Origin of the sequence: Vibrio makurazakiensis (assembly GCF_050337375.1) — a bacterium.
Taxonomy (GTDB): domain Bacteria; phylum Pseudomonadota; class Gammaproteobacteria; order Enterobacterales; family Vibrionaceae; genus Vibrio; species Vibrio makurazakiensis.
Genome location: NZ_JAKJSW010000018.1, coordinates 1 through 14,671 on the forward strand (window position 1 = coordinate 1; position 14,671 = coordinate 14,671).

Here is a 14,671-nt window from a genome sequence, read left to right on the forward strand (position 1 = left end):
CTCAAATCGGACGGCCATTTTAGCGATTTAAGTTTTAGTGTCAACCACTTTTTTCAAAACTTTTTTCAAGCGCTTAGCTTGGCTAATTTGACCTGCTGATTCGTTTTGGTTTCTTACGAAGCCTTCCCGTTTCAACGAGGTCGCATTATAGAGATTTCGATCACACTGGCAAGCCCTTTTTGAAGTTTTTCTTACTTTTTTGATTGTTCGAGCGTTTTTTGTTCGAAACACCCCGTTTTCACTAGTATTCCCCTTAATTAAGGGCTTAAGGTGCCTATATAAAGGAGGACTTATGAGTTCAATACGCAGTTATAAAGGAATATCCCCCCAGATTGGACAAGATGTCTATATAGATACAAGTTCGGTACTGGTTGGTGATATCAAAATCGGTAACGACTCTAGCGTGTGGCCTTTGGTTGCAGCTCGAGGAGATGTAAACCACATCCATATTGGAGAGAGAACGAATATTCAAGACGGAAGCATTTTGCACGTCACCCATAAGAATGCAGAAAACCCTGAGGGTTATCCTCTATTAATAGGTAATGATGTCACTATCGGACATAAAGTAATGCTGCATGGCTGCACGATTGAAGATCGTGTACTTGTTGGTATGGGAGCTATCGTGCTTGATGGTGTGATTATTAAAGAAGAAGTGATGATTGGTGCTGGTAGTTTAGTTCCACCACATAAAACATTAGAGAGTGGCTTTTTGTATGTTGGTAGCCCTGTAAAAAAAGCTCGCCCGCTATCGGAGAAAGAACGAGCTTTTCTTCAGAAGTCTTCAGATAATTATGTTCAAAACAAAAATGATTATCTGAGTTCTGTAAGGCCTGTTTAATTATACGATTTGAATATTTCCAGAGGAGTCATACTCCTCTTCTTCTATTAGCTCTTCAGCCAGCTCTTCAATTTCAAATCGAAGCTCATTGAATGTTGCGATTGCTTGCTCACTCGACGTAATAGTTTTCGACGCTAAACGTTCTAGCGACCCGAGCGATATATAGCACTCAATAAGTGCACCAGATTCCTGAGCGGGAAAGATCACTCTCTGTTCAGCTTCATCCCAGGTTTGAATATCAGGAAAAAATATCGATTGATTCATTATTTATTTTCTAACTCTTCTCTAAGTGTTTGCAGTACTTTTTCAGTTTCAGGTCTAACACCTCGCCATAAAGCAAAGCTTTCTGCAGCTTGCCCTACTAACATCCCCAAACCATCATAAACTTGATTGCACCCGCAGTCTAAAGCCCACTGATTAAAGCTGGTCGCCCCTTGCTGATACATCATGTCGTAGCTCGTACTCTTGTCATGAAATATTGCCTTGGATATATCAGGAAGATCACCGCTTAGACTTGCAGARGTAGAGTTGATAACCACATCGAAACTTTGTTCTATTTCCTGCATAGAGAGCGCCTGAACATTTCCAAACTCAGCGAAAGACTCTGCTAATACTTCTGCTTTACTCAATGTTCGATTTGTTATTACCACTTTGCTCGGCATTTGATCTAGTAGAGGCTTGATAACACCACGGGCAGCTCCACCAGCACCAATCACTAATATAGTCATATCAGCAAGTGTGACCTTGTTTCTCAATAAGTCTTGAACAAGCCCTTCACCATCAGTGTTATCACCAACAACGACACCTGAGTGTAAACGCTTAAGAGTATTGACGGCACCCGCCAGTTGAGCTCGTTCTGTTAATTGTTCTGCAAACTTAAAAGCGTCTTCTTTAAACGGCACCGTTACATTACAACCTTTACCGCCGTCATTAAAAAATGCTGTCGCTGCCTGAACAAATCCATCTTTAGGTGCTTTATAGGTTGTATAGGTTAAGTGTTGTGCTGTTTGGCTGGCAAACATAGTGTGAATGAAAGGAGATTTACTGTGTTCAATAGGATTACCAAACACCACATATTGATCATTTTGCTGAGCCATATCCCTGCCTACAATGCGTAATTAAAAAAGGTCACTAAAAGTGACCCTAACATTTCAAATAAAAAACGCCAACCTTGCTACCAAGCTCTTGGACTTAAGTATTCACTATATAAACGTTGTTCAGGTGAACCTTCTTCTGGCTCGTAACGATACTCCCAACGAGCAAGTGGCGGCATAGACATTAATATCGATTCTGTTCGCCCCCCACTTTGTAGACCAAACAAGGTGCCACGATCATAAACGAGATTAAATTCAACATAACGTCCACGGCGGTACAATTGAAAATCACGTTCACGTTCTCCGTAAGGCACTTCTTTACGGCGTTCGACTATTGGTAAATAAGCAGCGGCATAACCTTCCCCTACCGCTTGCATATATGCAAAGCTCTTTTCAAAGCCCCACTCATTTAAGTCATCAAAGAACAAACCACCTACACCACGAGTTTCGTCACGGTGCGGTAGGTAGAAGTACTTATCACACCACTCTTTGTGTTCTTGATAAACATTGTCACCAAACGGAGCACATAAATCTTTGGCTGTTTGATGCCAACTTTGACAATCCTCATCGAACGGATAAAACGGCGTTAAGTCAAAACCACCACCAAACCACCAGATAGGCTCTTCACCTTCTTTCTCTGCAATGAAGAAGCGCACGTTAGCATGAGAGGTCGGGATATAAGGGTTTTTAGGGTGGATAACTAAAGAAACACCCATAGCTTCAAATTTGCGTCCAGCCAATTCAGGGCGATGAGCGGTTGCAGAAGCTGGCATCGCTTTTCCTGCGACATGAGAAAAATTAACGCCGCCTTGTTCGAATATCGCACCATTCGTCATTACTCGAGTACGACCACCACCACCTAAGCGCTCGCCGGGCTCGCGTTCCCACGCATCTTCTTCAAATAAAGCGCGACCATCAGCTTGCTCTAGTTGATGACAAATTGAGTCTTGTAAGCTTAGTAAGAACTGCTTAACTGCTTCTTTATTAATGGCTGACATTTCTTTTCCTTTGCAGGGTTAACCCTGTCTTAATACTTTTAATGTTCGTGCATCACGAATTTCGCTTGGCTTATCTCGTCCACCAGTCTGGCCATCTAAAATTGCAACCAAGTACTGCCCGAGCTGTTCTTGTACTTCTTTAGTCGTTACACACGGTGGTTCACCGGTTAAGTTAGCACTGGTCGAGGTTAACGGCTTACCAAATTCATTACACATTTTTTGAACAAGAGAGTGATCGGTAACACGAACAGCTATCGAATCAAATTGACCACTGACCCACTCCGTCACTCGCTGACTAGCTGGCATAACCCAAGTATACGGCCCTGGCCAAGTAGATTTCACTGTAGACAGTTGTTCTTCGGTCAATTGGCTTTCATCGATATACGGTAACAACTGCTCATAGCTAGCTGCAATTAGGATCAAACCTTTTTCGATTGGTCTTTGTTTTAGATCGAGTAACTTTTTGATTGCTTGTGGGTTATCAGGATCGCAGCCAACGCCAAAAACGCCTTCTGTTGGGTAAGCAATCACTTCACCTTGCTGTAGTGCGTGTAATGTATGTTGAAGGTTATCCATTATGTGCCTCATTCTTCATTTTCTTAAACCCGGTCAGTGTACAAATTATCATTGACTGTGACTAAAGCTATTTGTTTATAAAATGTATCAAATAGCAATTTAGACTGACGCAAACGTTTTCCTTAAGCTAATTTACCCGTATAATGCGCGCAAATTATCTATTTCACTTAATAAAACGTGCCTGAAGGAGTTTGATATGACTGTCGGTATTATCATGGGTTCTAAGTCTGATTGGCCAACAATGAAACTAGCAGCTGAAATGCTAGATCAATTCGGCGTAGCGTACGAAACAAAAGTAGTTTCAGCGCACCGTACCCCTCAACTTCTTGCGGACTACGCAACAAGTGCAAAAGAGCGCGGTATTAAGGTGATTATTGCAGGTGCTGGCGGTGCTGCGCACCTTCCAGGAATGGCTGCTGCGTTTACTAGCGTGCCTGTTCTAGGTGTTCCAGTGCAATCTAAAGCACTTAAAGGAATGGATTCTCTACTATCGATTGTACAAATGCCAAAAGGTATTGCTGTCGGTACGCTAGCTATTGGTGAAGCAGGCGCTGCGAACGCAGGTATTTTAGCAGCTCAAATCATTGGCACGCACAATGAAGATGTGATGGCTAAAGTAGAAGCATTCCGTCAAAACCAAACAGATACTGTTTTATCTAACCCAAACCCAGCAGAGGATTAATTCCCATGCATGTACTTGTGTTAGGTGCTGGTCAGTTGGCTCGAATGATGTCACTTGCTGGAGCACCGCTGAATATTGAAATTTCTGCTTTTGATGTTGGCAGTAAAAATATTGTTCACCCTCTAACGCAAGCAATTCTAGGTCACGGCCTAGAAAATGCCATCGAAAATGCTGATGTCATTACCGCTGAGTTTGAACACATCCCTCACGATGTTCTAGAAGTTTGTGAACGTAGCGGTAAGTTCTTACCTTCAACAGAAGCTATCAAAGCAGGCGGAGACCGTCGCATTGAAAAAGCTTTACTGGATGAAGCAACAGTAAAGAACGCAAAGTATTACGTCATTAACTCTCGTGAAGACTTTACTGCAGCTATCGAACATGTTGGCCTTCCAATGGTGTTGAAAAGCACATTAGGTGGTTATGACGGCAAAGGCCAGTGGCGTTTAAAAGAGCAGACTAATATTGAGTCTACTTGGGCTGAAATGTCGGAATGCATAAATGCAACTGACAACCAAGCCATTGTCGCTGAAGAGTTTGTATCATTCGATCGTGAAGTATCGCTGGTTGGTGCACGCGCTAAAGATGGCAGCATTGAAGTTTACCCACTGGCAGAAAATGTTCATACCGATGGTGTACTTAGCTTATCTACTGCAATCGATGATTTTGAGCTACAAGAGCAGGCAAGAAACATGTTCATTGCCGTCGCCGAACGATTAAATTACGTTGGTGTTCTAGCTCTAGAATTCTTCGACGTTCAAGGTGAGTTGCTGGTAAACGAAATTGCACCACGAGTACACAATTCTGGGCACTGGACACAGCAAGGTGCTGAAACTTGCCAGTTTGAAAATCACCTACGTGCCGTTTGTGGCTTACCTCTTGGTAGCACCAAACTAATTCGCCCTACGTCTATGATCAATATTTTGGGTGAAGATTCACTGCCTGAAGCTGTCATGGCGCAAGAAGGATGTCACGTACATTGGTATGGTAAAGAGAAGCGTGCGGGTCGTAAAATGGGTCACATCAATGTGAGCGCAGATTACACAGCAGAACTACAACGTTCGTTACTGTTACTTGCAGAAGTTCTAGATAAAAAGACTTACCCTGCGGTACATGAGTTTGCTCAGCAGATGAAATAGCCCAGCTAAGTAAAAAGTACCGAAGCAAATACGAAAAACGGCGCTAATCTTTAGTAAATAGAGATTAGCGCCGTTTTTTCAATTTATGACAATCTAAATTATGATTGAATGTGGTGACATTTACGATCTGCACATTGAATTTTATTGCCACTCGCTAGTTTCTTTTCAACTAACAACGGATAGTTACAGACTTCGCACTTACCAATCACTGGCGGTAGGTTTACTGCAAATTTGCATTTCGGATAGCTATCGCAGGCGAAGAATACTTTACCGTAGCGGGATTTACGCTCGGTCAAATGCCCTTTTCCACACTCGGGGCAACCAACCAAAGGTTTCACTTCTGGCGTTTCTTTCGGCTTGTCTAAAGACTCAATATGATTACAAACTGGGTAGCTACTACAACCGATAAACATGCCATAGCGCCCTTGCCTCAAAACCAATTCACTTTGGCACTCCGGGCAAGCAACCCCTAACTCTTTAACAATGTGACCATCATTTTGGTGCAAAGGTTTGATGTAATCGCAACTTGGATAGTTATTACACCCCATAAACGGGCCGTGCTTACCATGGCGAAGTTGCAATTCCCCTTCACACTGCGGGCATGGTTCATGCTCTAATGCATGTTCATGCGCTGAAAATAGCTGATTGTCGATCTGACTACTCATGTTAAGCCTGTATTAATGCAATATCCCTTGCTCTTTGGTGTACAACAGCTCTTCCATTTGCGTGTAAGCACTTTCATTACCAGGCACATTAAACAGTACCATCAAGATAATCCATTTAAGATCATCTAGTTCAAATTCATTTGTTTCCAAGCCCATAACACGATCGATCACCATTTCACGAATCTCTGTCGTGAGAACATTTATTTGCTCTAAAAACAGTAAGAAACCGCGACATTCTAGATTAATTCGTGCCGTCTCTCGATTCGTATAAATACGCATCGACGTCGACGCACAATTAGTAATTGCGGCTTGGTTATCGCTCTCTTGCAATGCGGCTAAATCTTCTAACCAATGGAGAGCCTTATAAATATCTTTTTGGTGAAACCCTGCGCGAAGTAGCTCTTCTTCAAGCTCATCTTGATCCACCTGCAATTCAGAATCGCTATGGATGTAGGTCTCAAACAAATACATCAGTATGTCCATCATCATAGCTAGCCTCTCCCCTTTCGAATATAGCCACCGGAAACTGCAACAACATGCCCTGAAAGCTCAAGCTCTAAGAGCTGCATCATGACTTCATGCACAGGTATATGGGTACGCTGTGCCAAAATATCAACAGGTATAGCCTCTCCCCCTACGTTAGCTAACAGCTGTGGAAATGGCAATTGTTCATTTACGACATCACTTTCAAAAAAACTAGGCTGCTGATTAATAGACCAATTTAATAAAGATTCTATTTCATTTAATACATCTTGAGCACTTTGTACTAAGCAAGCGCCTGATTTAATTAAGGTGTTCCCTCCTCGACTTGTAGGTGAGTGAATAGAGCCAGGTAAAGCAAACACCTCACGATCTTGCTCAAGCGCGTACCTAGCTGTGATTAATGAGCCACTTTTCTCAGCGGCTTCTACGACTAAAGTTCCTAAAGATAAACCACTAATAATTCTATTACGCCGAGGAAAATGCTCAGGGCGAGGCTTTGCATTAGGGCGAAACTCCGAAATCAATGCACCATTTTCAACGATTCGACTTGCAAGGTGTCTGTGCCTTGCTGGATAAATAGATTCTAATCCAGAGCCCAGTACCGCAAAGGTTTCTCCACCACCTTGCAACGCTCCATCATGCGCATAACCGTCAATACCTAACGCTAATCCACTTGTTACGATCAGACCTTGTTGGACAAAAGCTTGCGCGAAAGATTTGGCTGTTTGAAGCCCTTCTAAAGAAGCATTCCGACTTCCCACCATCGCTATCTGAGGTTCAATCAGTTTCTGTACATGCCCTTTAACAAATAGAGCAGTGGGAAAAGACGCTATTTCACTTAGCAAAGGAGGATAATACTGACTGAGAGGAGTCACTATATGATGTTCCGGTGACGTGCTTTGCCACTCTAAACATTCATCCACATCTTTCTCATAGCCTTGCTTAAGATAAGATATCTGCTTGGGTTTCAAGCCTATGGCTTGTAAATGCTCAGCAGAATATTGAACAATATTTTGAGGGAAATCGAGAGAAATAAGGTGAGATAAACGCTTCCCACCTAGTTGTGGCGTAAAGCTAAGAGCTAGCCAGGCCCTTAGTTCTTTTTCATTCATTCTGGTGTCTCAACACCTACAGCTTCGCTAACCCGAGCAATAGGTGAAAAGGCGATTGTTTCTTTATTTATGGGTTTCTGGCTGCTAGTCACTAACGCTAAGCTGAAGTATTCGTATGGTCTTATCACCATCAATGAGCCAACGGGAGTATCAGGTAAAATGACTTTCTTACCCGTGGCACTGCTTTTATAAGTATATGTTCCTTGTTCTCCATAAACCGTCGTCCCTACCTCAGCTAGGTGATACATACTGCCCTGGCGAATATTATCGAACGTACCTTTATCAACAACGACCACTTGATTCTTAGTACTAAACTGGCTTCCGTCGATAGAACCTAAAATATTAGCAAACTCTCCTGCAGGTGAAGGCGCAGGGTAAAACGTTGTAGATAGGCTAATGCCTTCAATACCCACCTCAGGCAGAGCAACGTCATTAAGTAAGATTTCTTGGAACTGTTTATCAACCTTCAAACGACTAAATTCGTCACTGTTATCTTCAAGTGTCGCTCTAGCAATCAAACGCAGTGATGTCATCTTCGCAGTAGGATTTTCTCGTTGATAGTTTTCTACTGCACGGTAGATCCCCCAAGAAGTATGCTGACTTACGTCACTAATAAACAATCGGTCTTCGTTAGTTAAAAACTTACGTCCTTCACTCGTACCAATCACTCTAAATGCAGCATTTAACGTTTTTTCGTCAATCAAACGATCAGATTTGAAGTAAGGAACAACGAGACCTTCATTAACTGTCGGTACTGCTTTCTTTTCTGACACACGAACTTTAGGGCTTAACTTCACAACAGGCTTAAGGCTTAAAACTGGTTGGCCGTTACGCCATACCAAAGTCAGCTTATCTCCTGGGTAAATTAAATGTGGGTTATCTATCTCTGGATTTACTTGCCACAAACGAGGCCAAAGCCAAGGATTATCAAGATAAAGCTCTGATATATCCCATAGAGTATCGCCCTTCACCACTACGTAAGTTTCAGGTGCTCCGGCTTTAATTGGGAGGGGTTGCTGCTCTTGTTCAGCCGCGACTGACATGGAGAATGGTAGGCAAAGAATGGAAAATGTACGAAATAATTGACGCATGACCTAAGTTCCTTGGTCGTTAACTATGATATCTAATCCGAGATTTACCATCAGGATGCTGTCATTTGACCTCTAAAATGTCTAGAATTGAGCCAACAAGGTTTATGCTGTTTCGGCACAGTTCAACATTTCGAGTGTATATGTCTGTATTAGAAGTATTAACATTCCCGGATGATCGTCTACGCACCGTGGCGAAACCGGTAGAAGAAGTTACCCCAGAGATTCAAAAGTTCGTTGATGACATGATTGAAACCATGTACGACGAAGAAGGAATTGGCCTTGCGGCGACGCAAGTTGATTTCCACCAACGCGTTGTTGTTATCGATATTTCAGAAACTCGTGATGAGCCAATGGTGCTTATCAACCCTGAAATTACTGAAAAACGCGGCGAAGACGGTATCGAAGAAGGCTGTCTATCTGTTCCTGGTGCACGAGCGCTAGTCTCACGTGCAGCTGAAGTAACAGTAAAAGCGCTAGATCGTGATGGTAAAGAATTTACATTTGAAGCGGATGACCTACTGGCTATCTGTGTTCAACATGAGCTTGACCATTTAGAAGGTAAACTTTTCGTTGATTACCTTTCGCCACTGAAGCGTAAACGTATTCAAGATAAGTTAGCGAAAATTAAACGTTTCAACGAGAAACAAAAGTAAATAGCGCTAGCGTTAATAAAATTAGAAGGAAGCCTACCTTGAGTCAGTCTTTAAGAATTGTCTTTGCAGGTACTCCGGATTTCGCCGCCCGTCACTTGGCGGCGTTGTTGTCTTCGGAGCATGAAGTTATTGCTGTTTACACACAGCCAGATCGTCCTGCAGGTCGCGGTAAGAAACTTACTGCAAGCCCAGTAAAAAATATTGCTCTAGAAAATGATATTCCGGTTTATCAACCTGAGAATTTCAAATCAGATGAAGCAAAACAACAGTTAGCGGAACTGAACGCAGACATTATGGTTGTGGTTGCTTACGGCTTATTACTGCCTCAAGTTGTGCTTGATACTCCAAAGCTTGGTTGTATTAATGTTCACGGTTCAATTCTTCCACGCTGGCGTGGTGCCGCTCCTATCCAACGTTCAATTTGGGCTGGAGACAAAGAAACGGGCGTAACTATCATGCAGATGGATATCGGTCTAGATACAGGCGATATGCTGAGCATTGCGACTCTACCAATTGAAGCGACTGACACGAGCGCTTCTATGTACGAAAAGCTGGCAGGCCTTGGCCCAGATGCTTTAGTTGATTGCCTTGCGGATATCGCAGCAGGTAACGCCGTTGCAGAAAAGCAAGATGATGAGCTAGCGAACTACGCTAAAAAGCTAAGCAAAGAAGAAGCAAAAATTAATTGGGCGGACAACGCTGAGCACATCGAACGCTGTGTTCGCGCTTTCAACCCATGGCCAATGAGCCACTTTGCAATTGTAGATAGTAGCTCTGATACAGAGAAAAGCATCAAAGTATGGCAAAGCCGAGTTGAGGTTCAAGAAACTCCTCAACCAGCGGGCACTATCATTAAAGCCGACAAAACCGGTATTTATGTCGCTACAGACAAAGACGTATTAGTTCTGGAGCAACTTCAAGTACCTGGTAAAAAAGCGATGCCAGTTCAAGATATTTTGAACTCTCGCGCAAGTTGGTTTGAAGTTGGAACTCAACTTTCTTAATCAACCAATTATTGTGAACAACGTAAGCTGTTCGCAATAAGATAAACTTTTACGAGGGTAGAGATACCCTCAGTTATTTCCCTATTAGATTTCGGTATTCCACATGAATGTTCGCGCAGCAGCTGCAAATGTCCTGTTTCAAGTAGTCGACAAAGGCCACTCACTTTCACACGCATTACCTGCGGCTCAAAAAACGATTAAACCTAGAGACCACGCTCTTCTTCAAGAGATTTGCTACGGCGCTCTTCGCTACTTGCCTCGTTTAGAGTCAATCGCAAATGAACTTATGGATAACCCGCTAAAAGGGAAAAAGCGTGTATTCCATCACCTGATTTTAGTTGGTATTTACCAGCTTAGCTTCATGCGTATTCCTTCGCATGCAGCTGTAGCAGAAACAGTAGAAGGTACAAAAACGCTAAGAGGCCCAAGCCTAAGTGGTTTGATTAACGCTGTATTACGTAGCTACCTTCGCGATCAAGAAGAACTAGACGAAAAAGCCGTTAGCCATAACGCAGGAAAATACGGCCACCCTAGCTGGATTTTAAAAATGCTTCAGGAAAGCTACCCACAACAATGGGAATCTTTGGTTGAAGCAAACAACAGCAAAGCACCAATGTGGTTGCGCGTAAACCGCCAACACCACACTCGCGACGAATACCTTGAGTTGCTTAAAAATGAAAACATTGAATACACCATCCACCCTGAAGCTGCTGATGCAATAAAATTAGCGTCACCTTGTGATGTCACTTTATTACCAGGCTTTAGCAAAGGTTGGGTATCGGTACAGGATGCTGCGGCTCAACTGTCGGTGAACTACTTACAGCCACAAGACGGTGAGTTAATCCTAGATTGCTGTGCAGCCCCAGGCGGTAAAACAGCGCATATTCTAGAGCACACTGAAAATACAGAAGTTGTCGCAATTGATTGCGATATTAAGCGTCTAGATCGTGTATATGACAACCTAGAGCGTCTTCAATTGCGTGCTGATGTTATCTGTGGTGATGCTCGCTACCCTGAAGAATGGTGGATGGGCGATAAGTTTGACCGCATTCTGCTCGATGCTCCTTGTTCTGCAACGGGCGTTATTCGCCGTCACCCTGATATTAAGTGGCTTCGTCGCGCAACAGATATTGATGCACTGGCTGAATTGCAAAGCGAGATCATGGACGCAATGTGGCGTCAGCTAAAAGTTGGCGGTACTATGGTTTACGCAACCTGCTCTATCACTCCACAAGAAAACGTCTTGCAAGTGAAAGCATTTTTAGAGCGTACTAAAGACGCGACGTTAGTCGGTTCCGAGATCGAAAACCCAGGTCGTCAAATTCTACCGGGTGAAGAAGATATGGACGGCTTCTACTACGCTGTTCTCGTCAAACAAGCATAATCAAATTAAAGCGGCTAATGACTTTGTCTTAGCCGCTCTTTTGTTGTAATGAGTAAATACCGACGCGAATACTCATTAGGTAAAGTAAACAAAGAGAAAAACTATGAAAATCATAATTCTTGGTGCAGGTCAGGTAGGCGGCACGCTAGCAGAGAACTTAGTTGGCGAAAATAATGATATTACGATCGTTGACCACAATGGTGACCGCCTGCGAGAACTGCAAGATAAGTATGATTTACGTGTAGTAAATGGCTACGCCAGCCACCCGAAGACCCTTCGTGAAGCCGGCGCACAAGATGCCGATATGTTAGTCGCCGTAACCAATATGGATGAAACTAACATGGCAGCCTGTCAGGTCGCGTTCTCTTTGTTTAATACACCGAACCGAATTGCACGTATTCGCTCCCCTCAGTACCTTTCTGAGAAAGAAGCCTTATTTAAATCGGGCGCGATTCCAGTCGATCACTTGATTGCACCAGAAGAACTGGTCACCAGCTACATTGAGCGTTTAATCCAATACCCTGGTGCACTACAAGTTGTTAGTTTTGCCGAGCAGAAAGTCAGCCTAGTGGCAGTAAAAGCATATTATGGCGGCCCGTTAGTTGGTAACGCCCTGTCAGCACTGCGTGAGCACATGCCTCACATCGATACTCGTGTAGCCGCGATTTTCCGTCAAGGTCGCCCTATTCGCCCACAAGGTACAACGGTTATAGAAGCAGATGACGAAGTCTTCTTCGTTGCGGCAAGTAACCACATTCGCTCAGTAATGAGTGAACTACAACGTCTTGAAAAACCGTACCGCCGTATCATGATTGTTGGTGGTGGTAACATTGGTGCAAGCTTGGCAAAGCGCCTTGAACAAAGCTACAGCATCAAACTGATTGAGCGCAGCTACACCCGTGCCGAGAAGCTTTCTGAAGAACTCGAAAACACCATCGTATTTTGTGGGGATGCGGCAGACCAGGAATTGCTAACAGAAGAAAACATCGACCAAGTAGATGTGTTTATCGCTCTGACTAACGAAGATGAAACCAACATCATGTCYGCAATGTTGGCCAAACGCATGGGTGCCAAAAAAGCTATGGTGCTTATCCAGCGTGGTGCTTACGTTGATTTAGTACAAGATGGTGTTATTGATGTGGCTATATCTCCGCAACAAGCCACCATCTCAGCATTGTTAACTCATGTTCGCCGTGCTGATATCGTTAACGTATCTTCACTACGCCGCGGAGCTGCAGAAGCTATCGAAGCCATTGCTCATGGAGATGAAACAACATCGAAAGTCGTGGGTCGAGCAATTGGCGATATCAAGCTGCCACCAGGTACAACCATCGGTGCCATTGTTCGTGGTGAAGAAGTATTAATCGCACACGATAGAACCGTAATAGAACAAGATGACCACGTGGTAATGTTCCTCGTCGACAAGAAATACGTACCAGACGTTGAATCGCTTTTCCAACCAAGCCCGTTCTTCTTGTAGAACCGAGTTCTAGCGAACACACCATGGTCAACTTCCGTCCCATCTTATTCGTTATAGGGCTAGTGCTTTCGAAAATAGCCCTATTCATGTATATCCCGACACTTGTCGCTTTCTTTACCGGCACGGGTGGCTTTCTAGAGTTTGGTAAGTCAGTACTAATCACTCATACCGTCGCATTTATTTGCCTAAGCCTTGGCCGAACCGCACGCTTTAGACTTGGAGTGAGAGATATGTTTCTTATCACTTCACTGGTTTGGACGATTGCCAGTGCGTTTGCAGCCCTACCTTTTGTGTTTATCAACCATATCAGTTTTACCGATGCCTACTTTGAAACCATGTCTGGGATCACCACCACAGGCTCTACCGTTTTAAGTGGTTTAGATGATATGGCACTCAGTATTCTGCTATGGCGTTCAACCTTGCAGTGGCTTGGTGGTATTGGCTTTATCGTAATGGCGGTTGCTGTACTACCGATGCTTAACGTCGGTGGTATGCGACTGTTCCAAACCGAATCATCGGATTGGTCAGATAAAAGCAGCCCACGCGCAAAAACCGTCGCCAAAAATATTGTGGCCGTTTATCTCGTTCTGACGGCCGTCTGCACTCTGGGTTATCTCGTGACAGGCATGAATTTATTTGATGCTATCAACCACGCATTCACGACATTATCAACCGGCGGCTACTCCACATCAGATGGTTCGATGAACCACTTTTCTAATGGCGCACATTGGGTAGGCACGCTATTCATGTTCCTTGGTGGCTTGCCGTTCTTATTATTCGTCAGCGCCCTGAAAAGCCGCAACATGGACCCATTATTTAAAGATGCCCAAGTCCGAGGTTTCACATACTTATTCCTAGGCTCTAGTGCCGTGATAGCAGCGTGGCTAGTGATCCGTGATGGCTACGAAGTTCTGGATGCTATTCGAGTGTCTATGTTTAACATTGTTTCTGTCGTGACAACCACAGGCTTTGGCTTGGAAGACTTCACGGCATGGGGCGCACTACCAACAACACTATTTGCCTTTTTAATGATGGCTGGCGCTTGTTCGGGGTCAACCTCTGGCGGGGTGAAAGTGTTTCGCTTTCAAATTGCGATGACACTACTCAATAAGCAAATGATGAAACTCATCCATCCATCAGGTGTGTTTGTTCAAAAATATAACCAAAGACCTGTTAACGACGATATCGTCCGCTCACTGGTCGCATTTGGTTTAATGTTCTTCATCACTATCATTGTTATTGCTGGTGGGCTAAGTGCTATGGGGCTTGACCCTATCACCAGTATTTCAGGCTCAATTACTGCCGTTGCCAATGTAGGTCCAGGAATGGGCAGCGTAATAGGCCCGACAGGAAACTTTGCCCCATTACCCGATGCAGCCAAGTGGCTGCTAAGTATTGGGATGTTGATGGGCCGACTTGAAATCCTGACTTTACTCGTACTATTTTTCCCTGCCTTTTGGCGACGTTAAGGAATA

16 protein-coding genes are annotated in these 14,671 nt (G+C 43.8%); 8 read left to right on the forward strand and 8 right to left on the reverse strand.

The window, feature by feature from the left end; all coding sequences use genetic code 11:
- Nucleotides 1–292 precede the first annotated feature (292 nt).
- Nucleotides 293–838: a gamma carbonic anhydrase family protein gene (locus L4C33_RS01560; protein WP_428810718.1), complete on the forward strand. Its 546-nt coding sequence runs from the start codon at nucleotides 293–295 to the stop codon at nucleotides 836–838.
- Here L4C33_RS01560 and L4C33_RS01565 read toward each other — a convergent pair whose 3' ends face one another.
- The 4 genes from L4C33_RS01565 to tsaC all read right to left on the reverse strand — a co-directional run bounded on the left by L4C33_RS01565 (nucleotide 839) and on the right by tsaC (nucleotide 3,506).
- The gene (locus L4C33_RS01565; protein WP_428810719.1) at nucleotides 839–1,102 is read right to left on the reverse strand and encodes a DUF1488 family protein; all 264 of its coding nucleotides are present in this window, start codon (nucleotides 1,100–1,102) and stop codon (nucleotides 839–841) included.
- Nucleotides 1,102–1,935 carry a shikimate dehydrogenase gene (gene aroE, locus L4C33_RS01570; RefSeq protein WP_428810720.1) on the reverse strand — a complete coding sequence of 278 codons (834 nt, stop codon included), beginning with the start codon at nucleotides 1,933–1,935 and terminating at the stop codon, nucleotides 1,102–1,104. The genes L4C33_RS01565 and aroE overlap by 1 nt, the downstream gene beginning before the upstream one ends.
- Nucleotides 1,936–2,012: 77 nt before the next feature.
- Entirely contained in the window at nucleotides 2,013–2,930 is a 918-nt protein-coding gene (gene hemF, locus L4C33_RS01575) for an oxygen-dependent coproporphyrinogen oxidase (protein ID WP_428810721.1), read from the reverse strand.
- An 18-nt stretch (nucleotides 2,931–2,948) separates the two neighbouring features.
- Nucleotides 2,949–3,506, reverse strand: coding sequence for an L-threonylcarbamoyladenylate synthase type 1 TsaC (gene tsaC / locus L4C33_RS01580; RefSeq protein WP_428810722.1), 558 nt, complete (start codon nucleotides 3,504–3,506; stop codon nucleotides 2,949–2,951).
- A gap of 196 nt (nucleotides 3,507–3,702) precedes the next feature.
- On the opposite strand from tsaC, the gene purE reads away from it, so the two are divergent.
- On the forward strand, nucleotides 3,703–4,188 hold the full coding sequence (gene purE / locus L4C33_RS01585) for a 5-(carboxyamino)imidazole ribonucleotide mutase (protein ID WP_428810723.1): 486 nt from the start codon (nucleotides 3,703–3,705) through the stop codon (nucleotides 4,186–4,188).
- Nucleotides 4,189–4,193: 5 nt separating this feature from the next.
- Nucleotides 4,194–5,324: a 5-(carboxyamino)imidazole ribonucleotide synthase gene (locus L4C33_RS01590; RefSeq protein WP_428810724.1), complete on the forward strand. Its 1,131-nt coding sequence runs from the start codon at nucleotides 4,194–4,196 to the stop codon at nucleotides 5,322–5,324.
- Nucleotides 5,325–5,422: 98 nt separating this feature from the next.
- Here L4C33_RS01590 and L4C33_RS01595 read toward each other — a convergent pair whose 3' ends face one another.
- From L4C33_RS01595 to L4C33_RS01610, 4 genes are read right to left on the reverse strand one after another with little or no spacing between them, the layout of a single operon-like run.
- A complete protein-coding gene (locus L4C33_RS01595) occupies nucleotides 5,423–5,989 on the reverse strand; it encodes a DNA topoisomerase family protein (RefSeq protein WP_428810725.1) in 567 nt (188 codons plus the stop codon).
- A 12-nt stretch (nucleotides 5,990–6,001) separates the two neighbouring features.
- Nucleotides 6,002–6,478 carry a DUF494 family protein gene (locus L4C33_RS01600; protein ID WP_428810726.1) on the reverse strand — a complete coding sequence of 159 codons (477 nt, stop codon included), beginning with the start codon at nucleotides 6,476–6,478 and terminating at the stop codon, nucleotides 6,002–6,004.
- Nucleotides 6,479–6,480: 2 nt separating this feature from the next.
- Nucleotides 6,481–7,584 (reverse strand): DNA-processing protein DprA, encoded by a 1,104-nt coding sequence (dprA, locus tag L4C33_RS01605; protein ID WP_428810727.1) that lies wholly within the window; start codon nucleotides 7,582–7,584, stop codon nucleotides 6,481–6,483.
- Nucleotides 7,581–8,675 (reverse strand): LysM peptidoglycan-binding domain-containing protein, encoded by a 1,095-nt coding sequence (locus L4C33_RS01610; protein WP_428810728.1) that lies wholly within the window; start codon nucleotides 8,673–8,675, stop codon nucleotides 7,581–7,583. Before L4C33_RS01610 ends, dprA begins: the two co-directional genes overlap by 4 nt.
- A 140-nt stretch (nucleotides 8,676–8,815) precedes the next feature.
- On the opposite strand from L4C33_RS01610, the gene def reads away from it, so the two are divergent.
- The 5 genes from def (at nucleotide 8,816) to L4C33_RS01635 (ending at nucleotide 14,665) form a co-directional block, all read left to right on the forward strand.
- The gene (gene def, locus L4C33_RS01615; RefSeq protein ID WP_428810729.1) at nucleotides 8,816–9,328 is read left to right on the forward strand and encodes a peptide deformylase; all 513 of its coding nucleotides are present in this window, start codon (nucleotides 8,816–8,818) and stop codon (nucleotides 9,326–9,328) included.
- A 38-nt stretch (nucleotides 9,329–9,366) separates the two neighbouring features.
- Complete coding sequence (fmt, locus tag L4C33_RS01620) at nucleotides 9,367–10,332, forward strand: methionyl-tRNA formyltransferase (protein ID WP_428810730.1); 966 nt, start codon at nucleotides 9,367–9,369, stop codon at nucleotides 10,330–10,332.
- Between the two features lie 103 nt (nucleotides 10,333–10,435).
- Nucleotides 10,436–11,716 carry a 16S rRNA (cytosine(967)-C(5))-methyltransferase RsmB gene (rsmB, locus tag L4C33_RS01625; RefSeq protein WP_428810731.1) on the forward strand — a complete coding sequence of 427 codons (1,281 nt, stop codon included), beginning with the start codon at nucleotides 10,436–10,438 and terminating at the stop codon, nucleotides 11,714–11,716.
- Between the two features lie 103 nt (nucleotides 11,717–11,819).
- Nucleotides 11,820–13,196, forward strand: coding sequence for a Trk system potassium transporter TrkA (trkA, locus tag L4C33_RS01630; RefSeq protein ID WP_428810732.1), 1,377 nt, complete (start codon nucleotides 11,820–11,822; stop codon nucleotides 13,194–13,196).
- A gap of 23 nt (nucleotides 13,197–13,219) precedes the next feature.
- A complete protein-coding gene (locus L4C33_RS01635; RefSeq protein WP_428810733.1) occupies nucleotides 13,220–14,665 on the forward strand; it encodes a TrkH family potassium uptake protein in 1,446 nt (481 codons plus the stop codon).
- Nucleotides 14,666–14,671 lie beyond the last annotated feature (6 nt).

What these genes read in the sequence shown, in the direction of transcription:
- L4C33_RS01560 (WP_428810718.1), top strand. Translation starts at nt 293, where the DNA reads ATGAGTTCAATACGCAGTTATAAAGGAATATCCCCCCAGATTGGACAA.
- L4C33_RS01565 (WP_428810719.1), bottom strand. Translation starts at nt 1,102, where the DNA reads ATGAATCAATCGATATTTTTTCCTGATATTCAAACCTGGGATGAAGCT.
- hemF (WP_428810721.1), bottom strand. Translation starts at nt 2,930, where the DNA reads ATGTCAGCCATTAATAAAGAAGCAGTTAAGCAGTTCTTACTAAGCTTA.
- tsaC (WP_428810722.1), bottom strand. Translation starts at nt 3,506, where the DNA reads ATGGATAACCTTCAACATACATTACACGCACTACAGCAAGGTGAAGTG.
- purE (WP_428810723.1), top strand. Translation starts at nt 3,703, where the DNA reads ATGACTGTCGGTATTATCATGGGTTCTAAGTCTGATTGGCCAACAATG.
- L4C33_RS01590 (WP_428810724.1), top strand. Translation starts at nt 4,194, where the DNA reads ATGCATGTACTTGTGTTAGGTGCTGGTCAGTTGGCTCGAATGATGTCA.
- L4C33_RS01595 (WP_428810725.1), bottom strand. Translation starts at nt 5,989, where the DNA reads ATGAGTAGTCAGATCGACAATCAGCTATTTTCAGCGCATGAACATGCA.
- L4C33_RS01600 (WP_428810726.1), bottom strand. Translation starts at nt 6,478, where the DNA reads ATGATGATGGACATACTGATGTATTTGTTTGAGACCTACATCCATAGC.
- dprA (WP_428810727.1), bottom strand. Translation starts at nt 7,584, where the DNA reads ATGAATGAAAAAGAACTAAGGGCCTGGCTAGCTCTTAGCTTTACGCCA.
- L4C33_RS01610 (WP_428810728.1), bottom strand. Translation starts at nt 8,675, where the DNA reads ATGCGTCAATTATTTCGTACATTTTCCATTCTTTGCCTACCATTCTCC.
- def (WP_428810729.1), top strand. Translation starts at nt 8,816, where the DNA reads ATGTCTGTATTAGAAGTATTAACATTCCCGGATGATCGTCTACGCACC.
- rsmB (WP_428810731.1), top strand. Translation starts at nt 10,436, where the DNA reads ATGAATGTTCGCGCAGCAGCTGCAAATGTCCTGTTTCAAGTAGTCGAC.
- L4C33_RS01635 (WP_428810733.1), top strand. Translation starts at nt 13,220, where the DNA reads ATGGTCAACTTCCGTCCCATCTTATTCGTTATAGGGCTAGTGCTTTCG.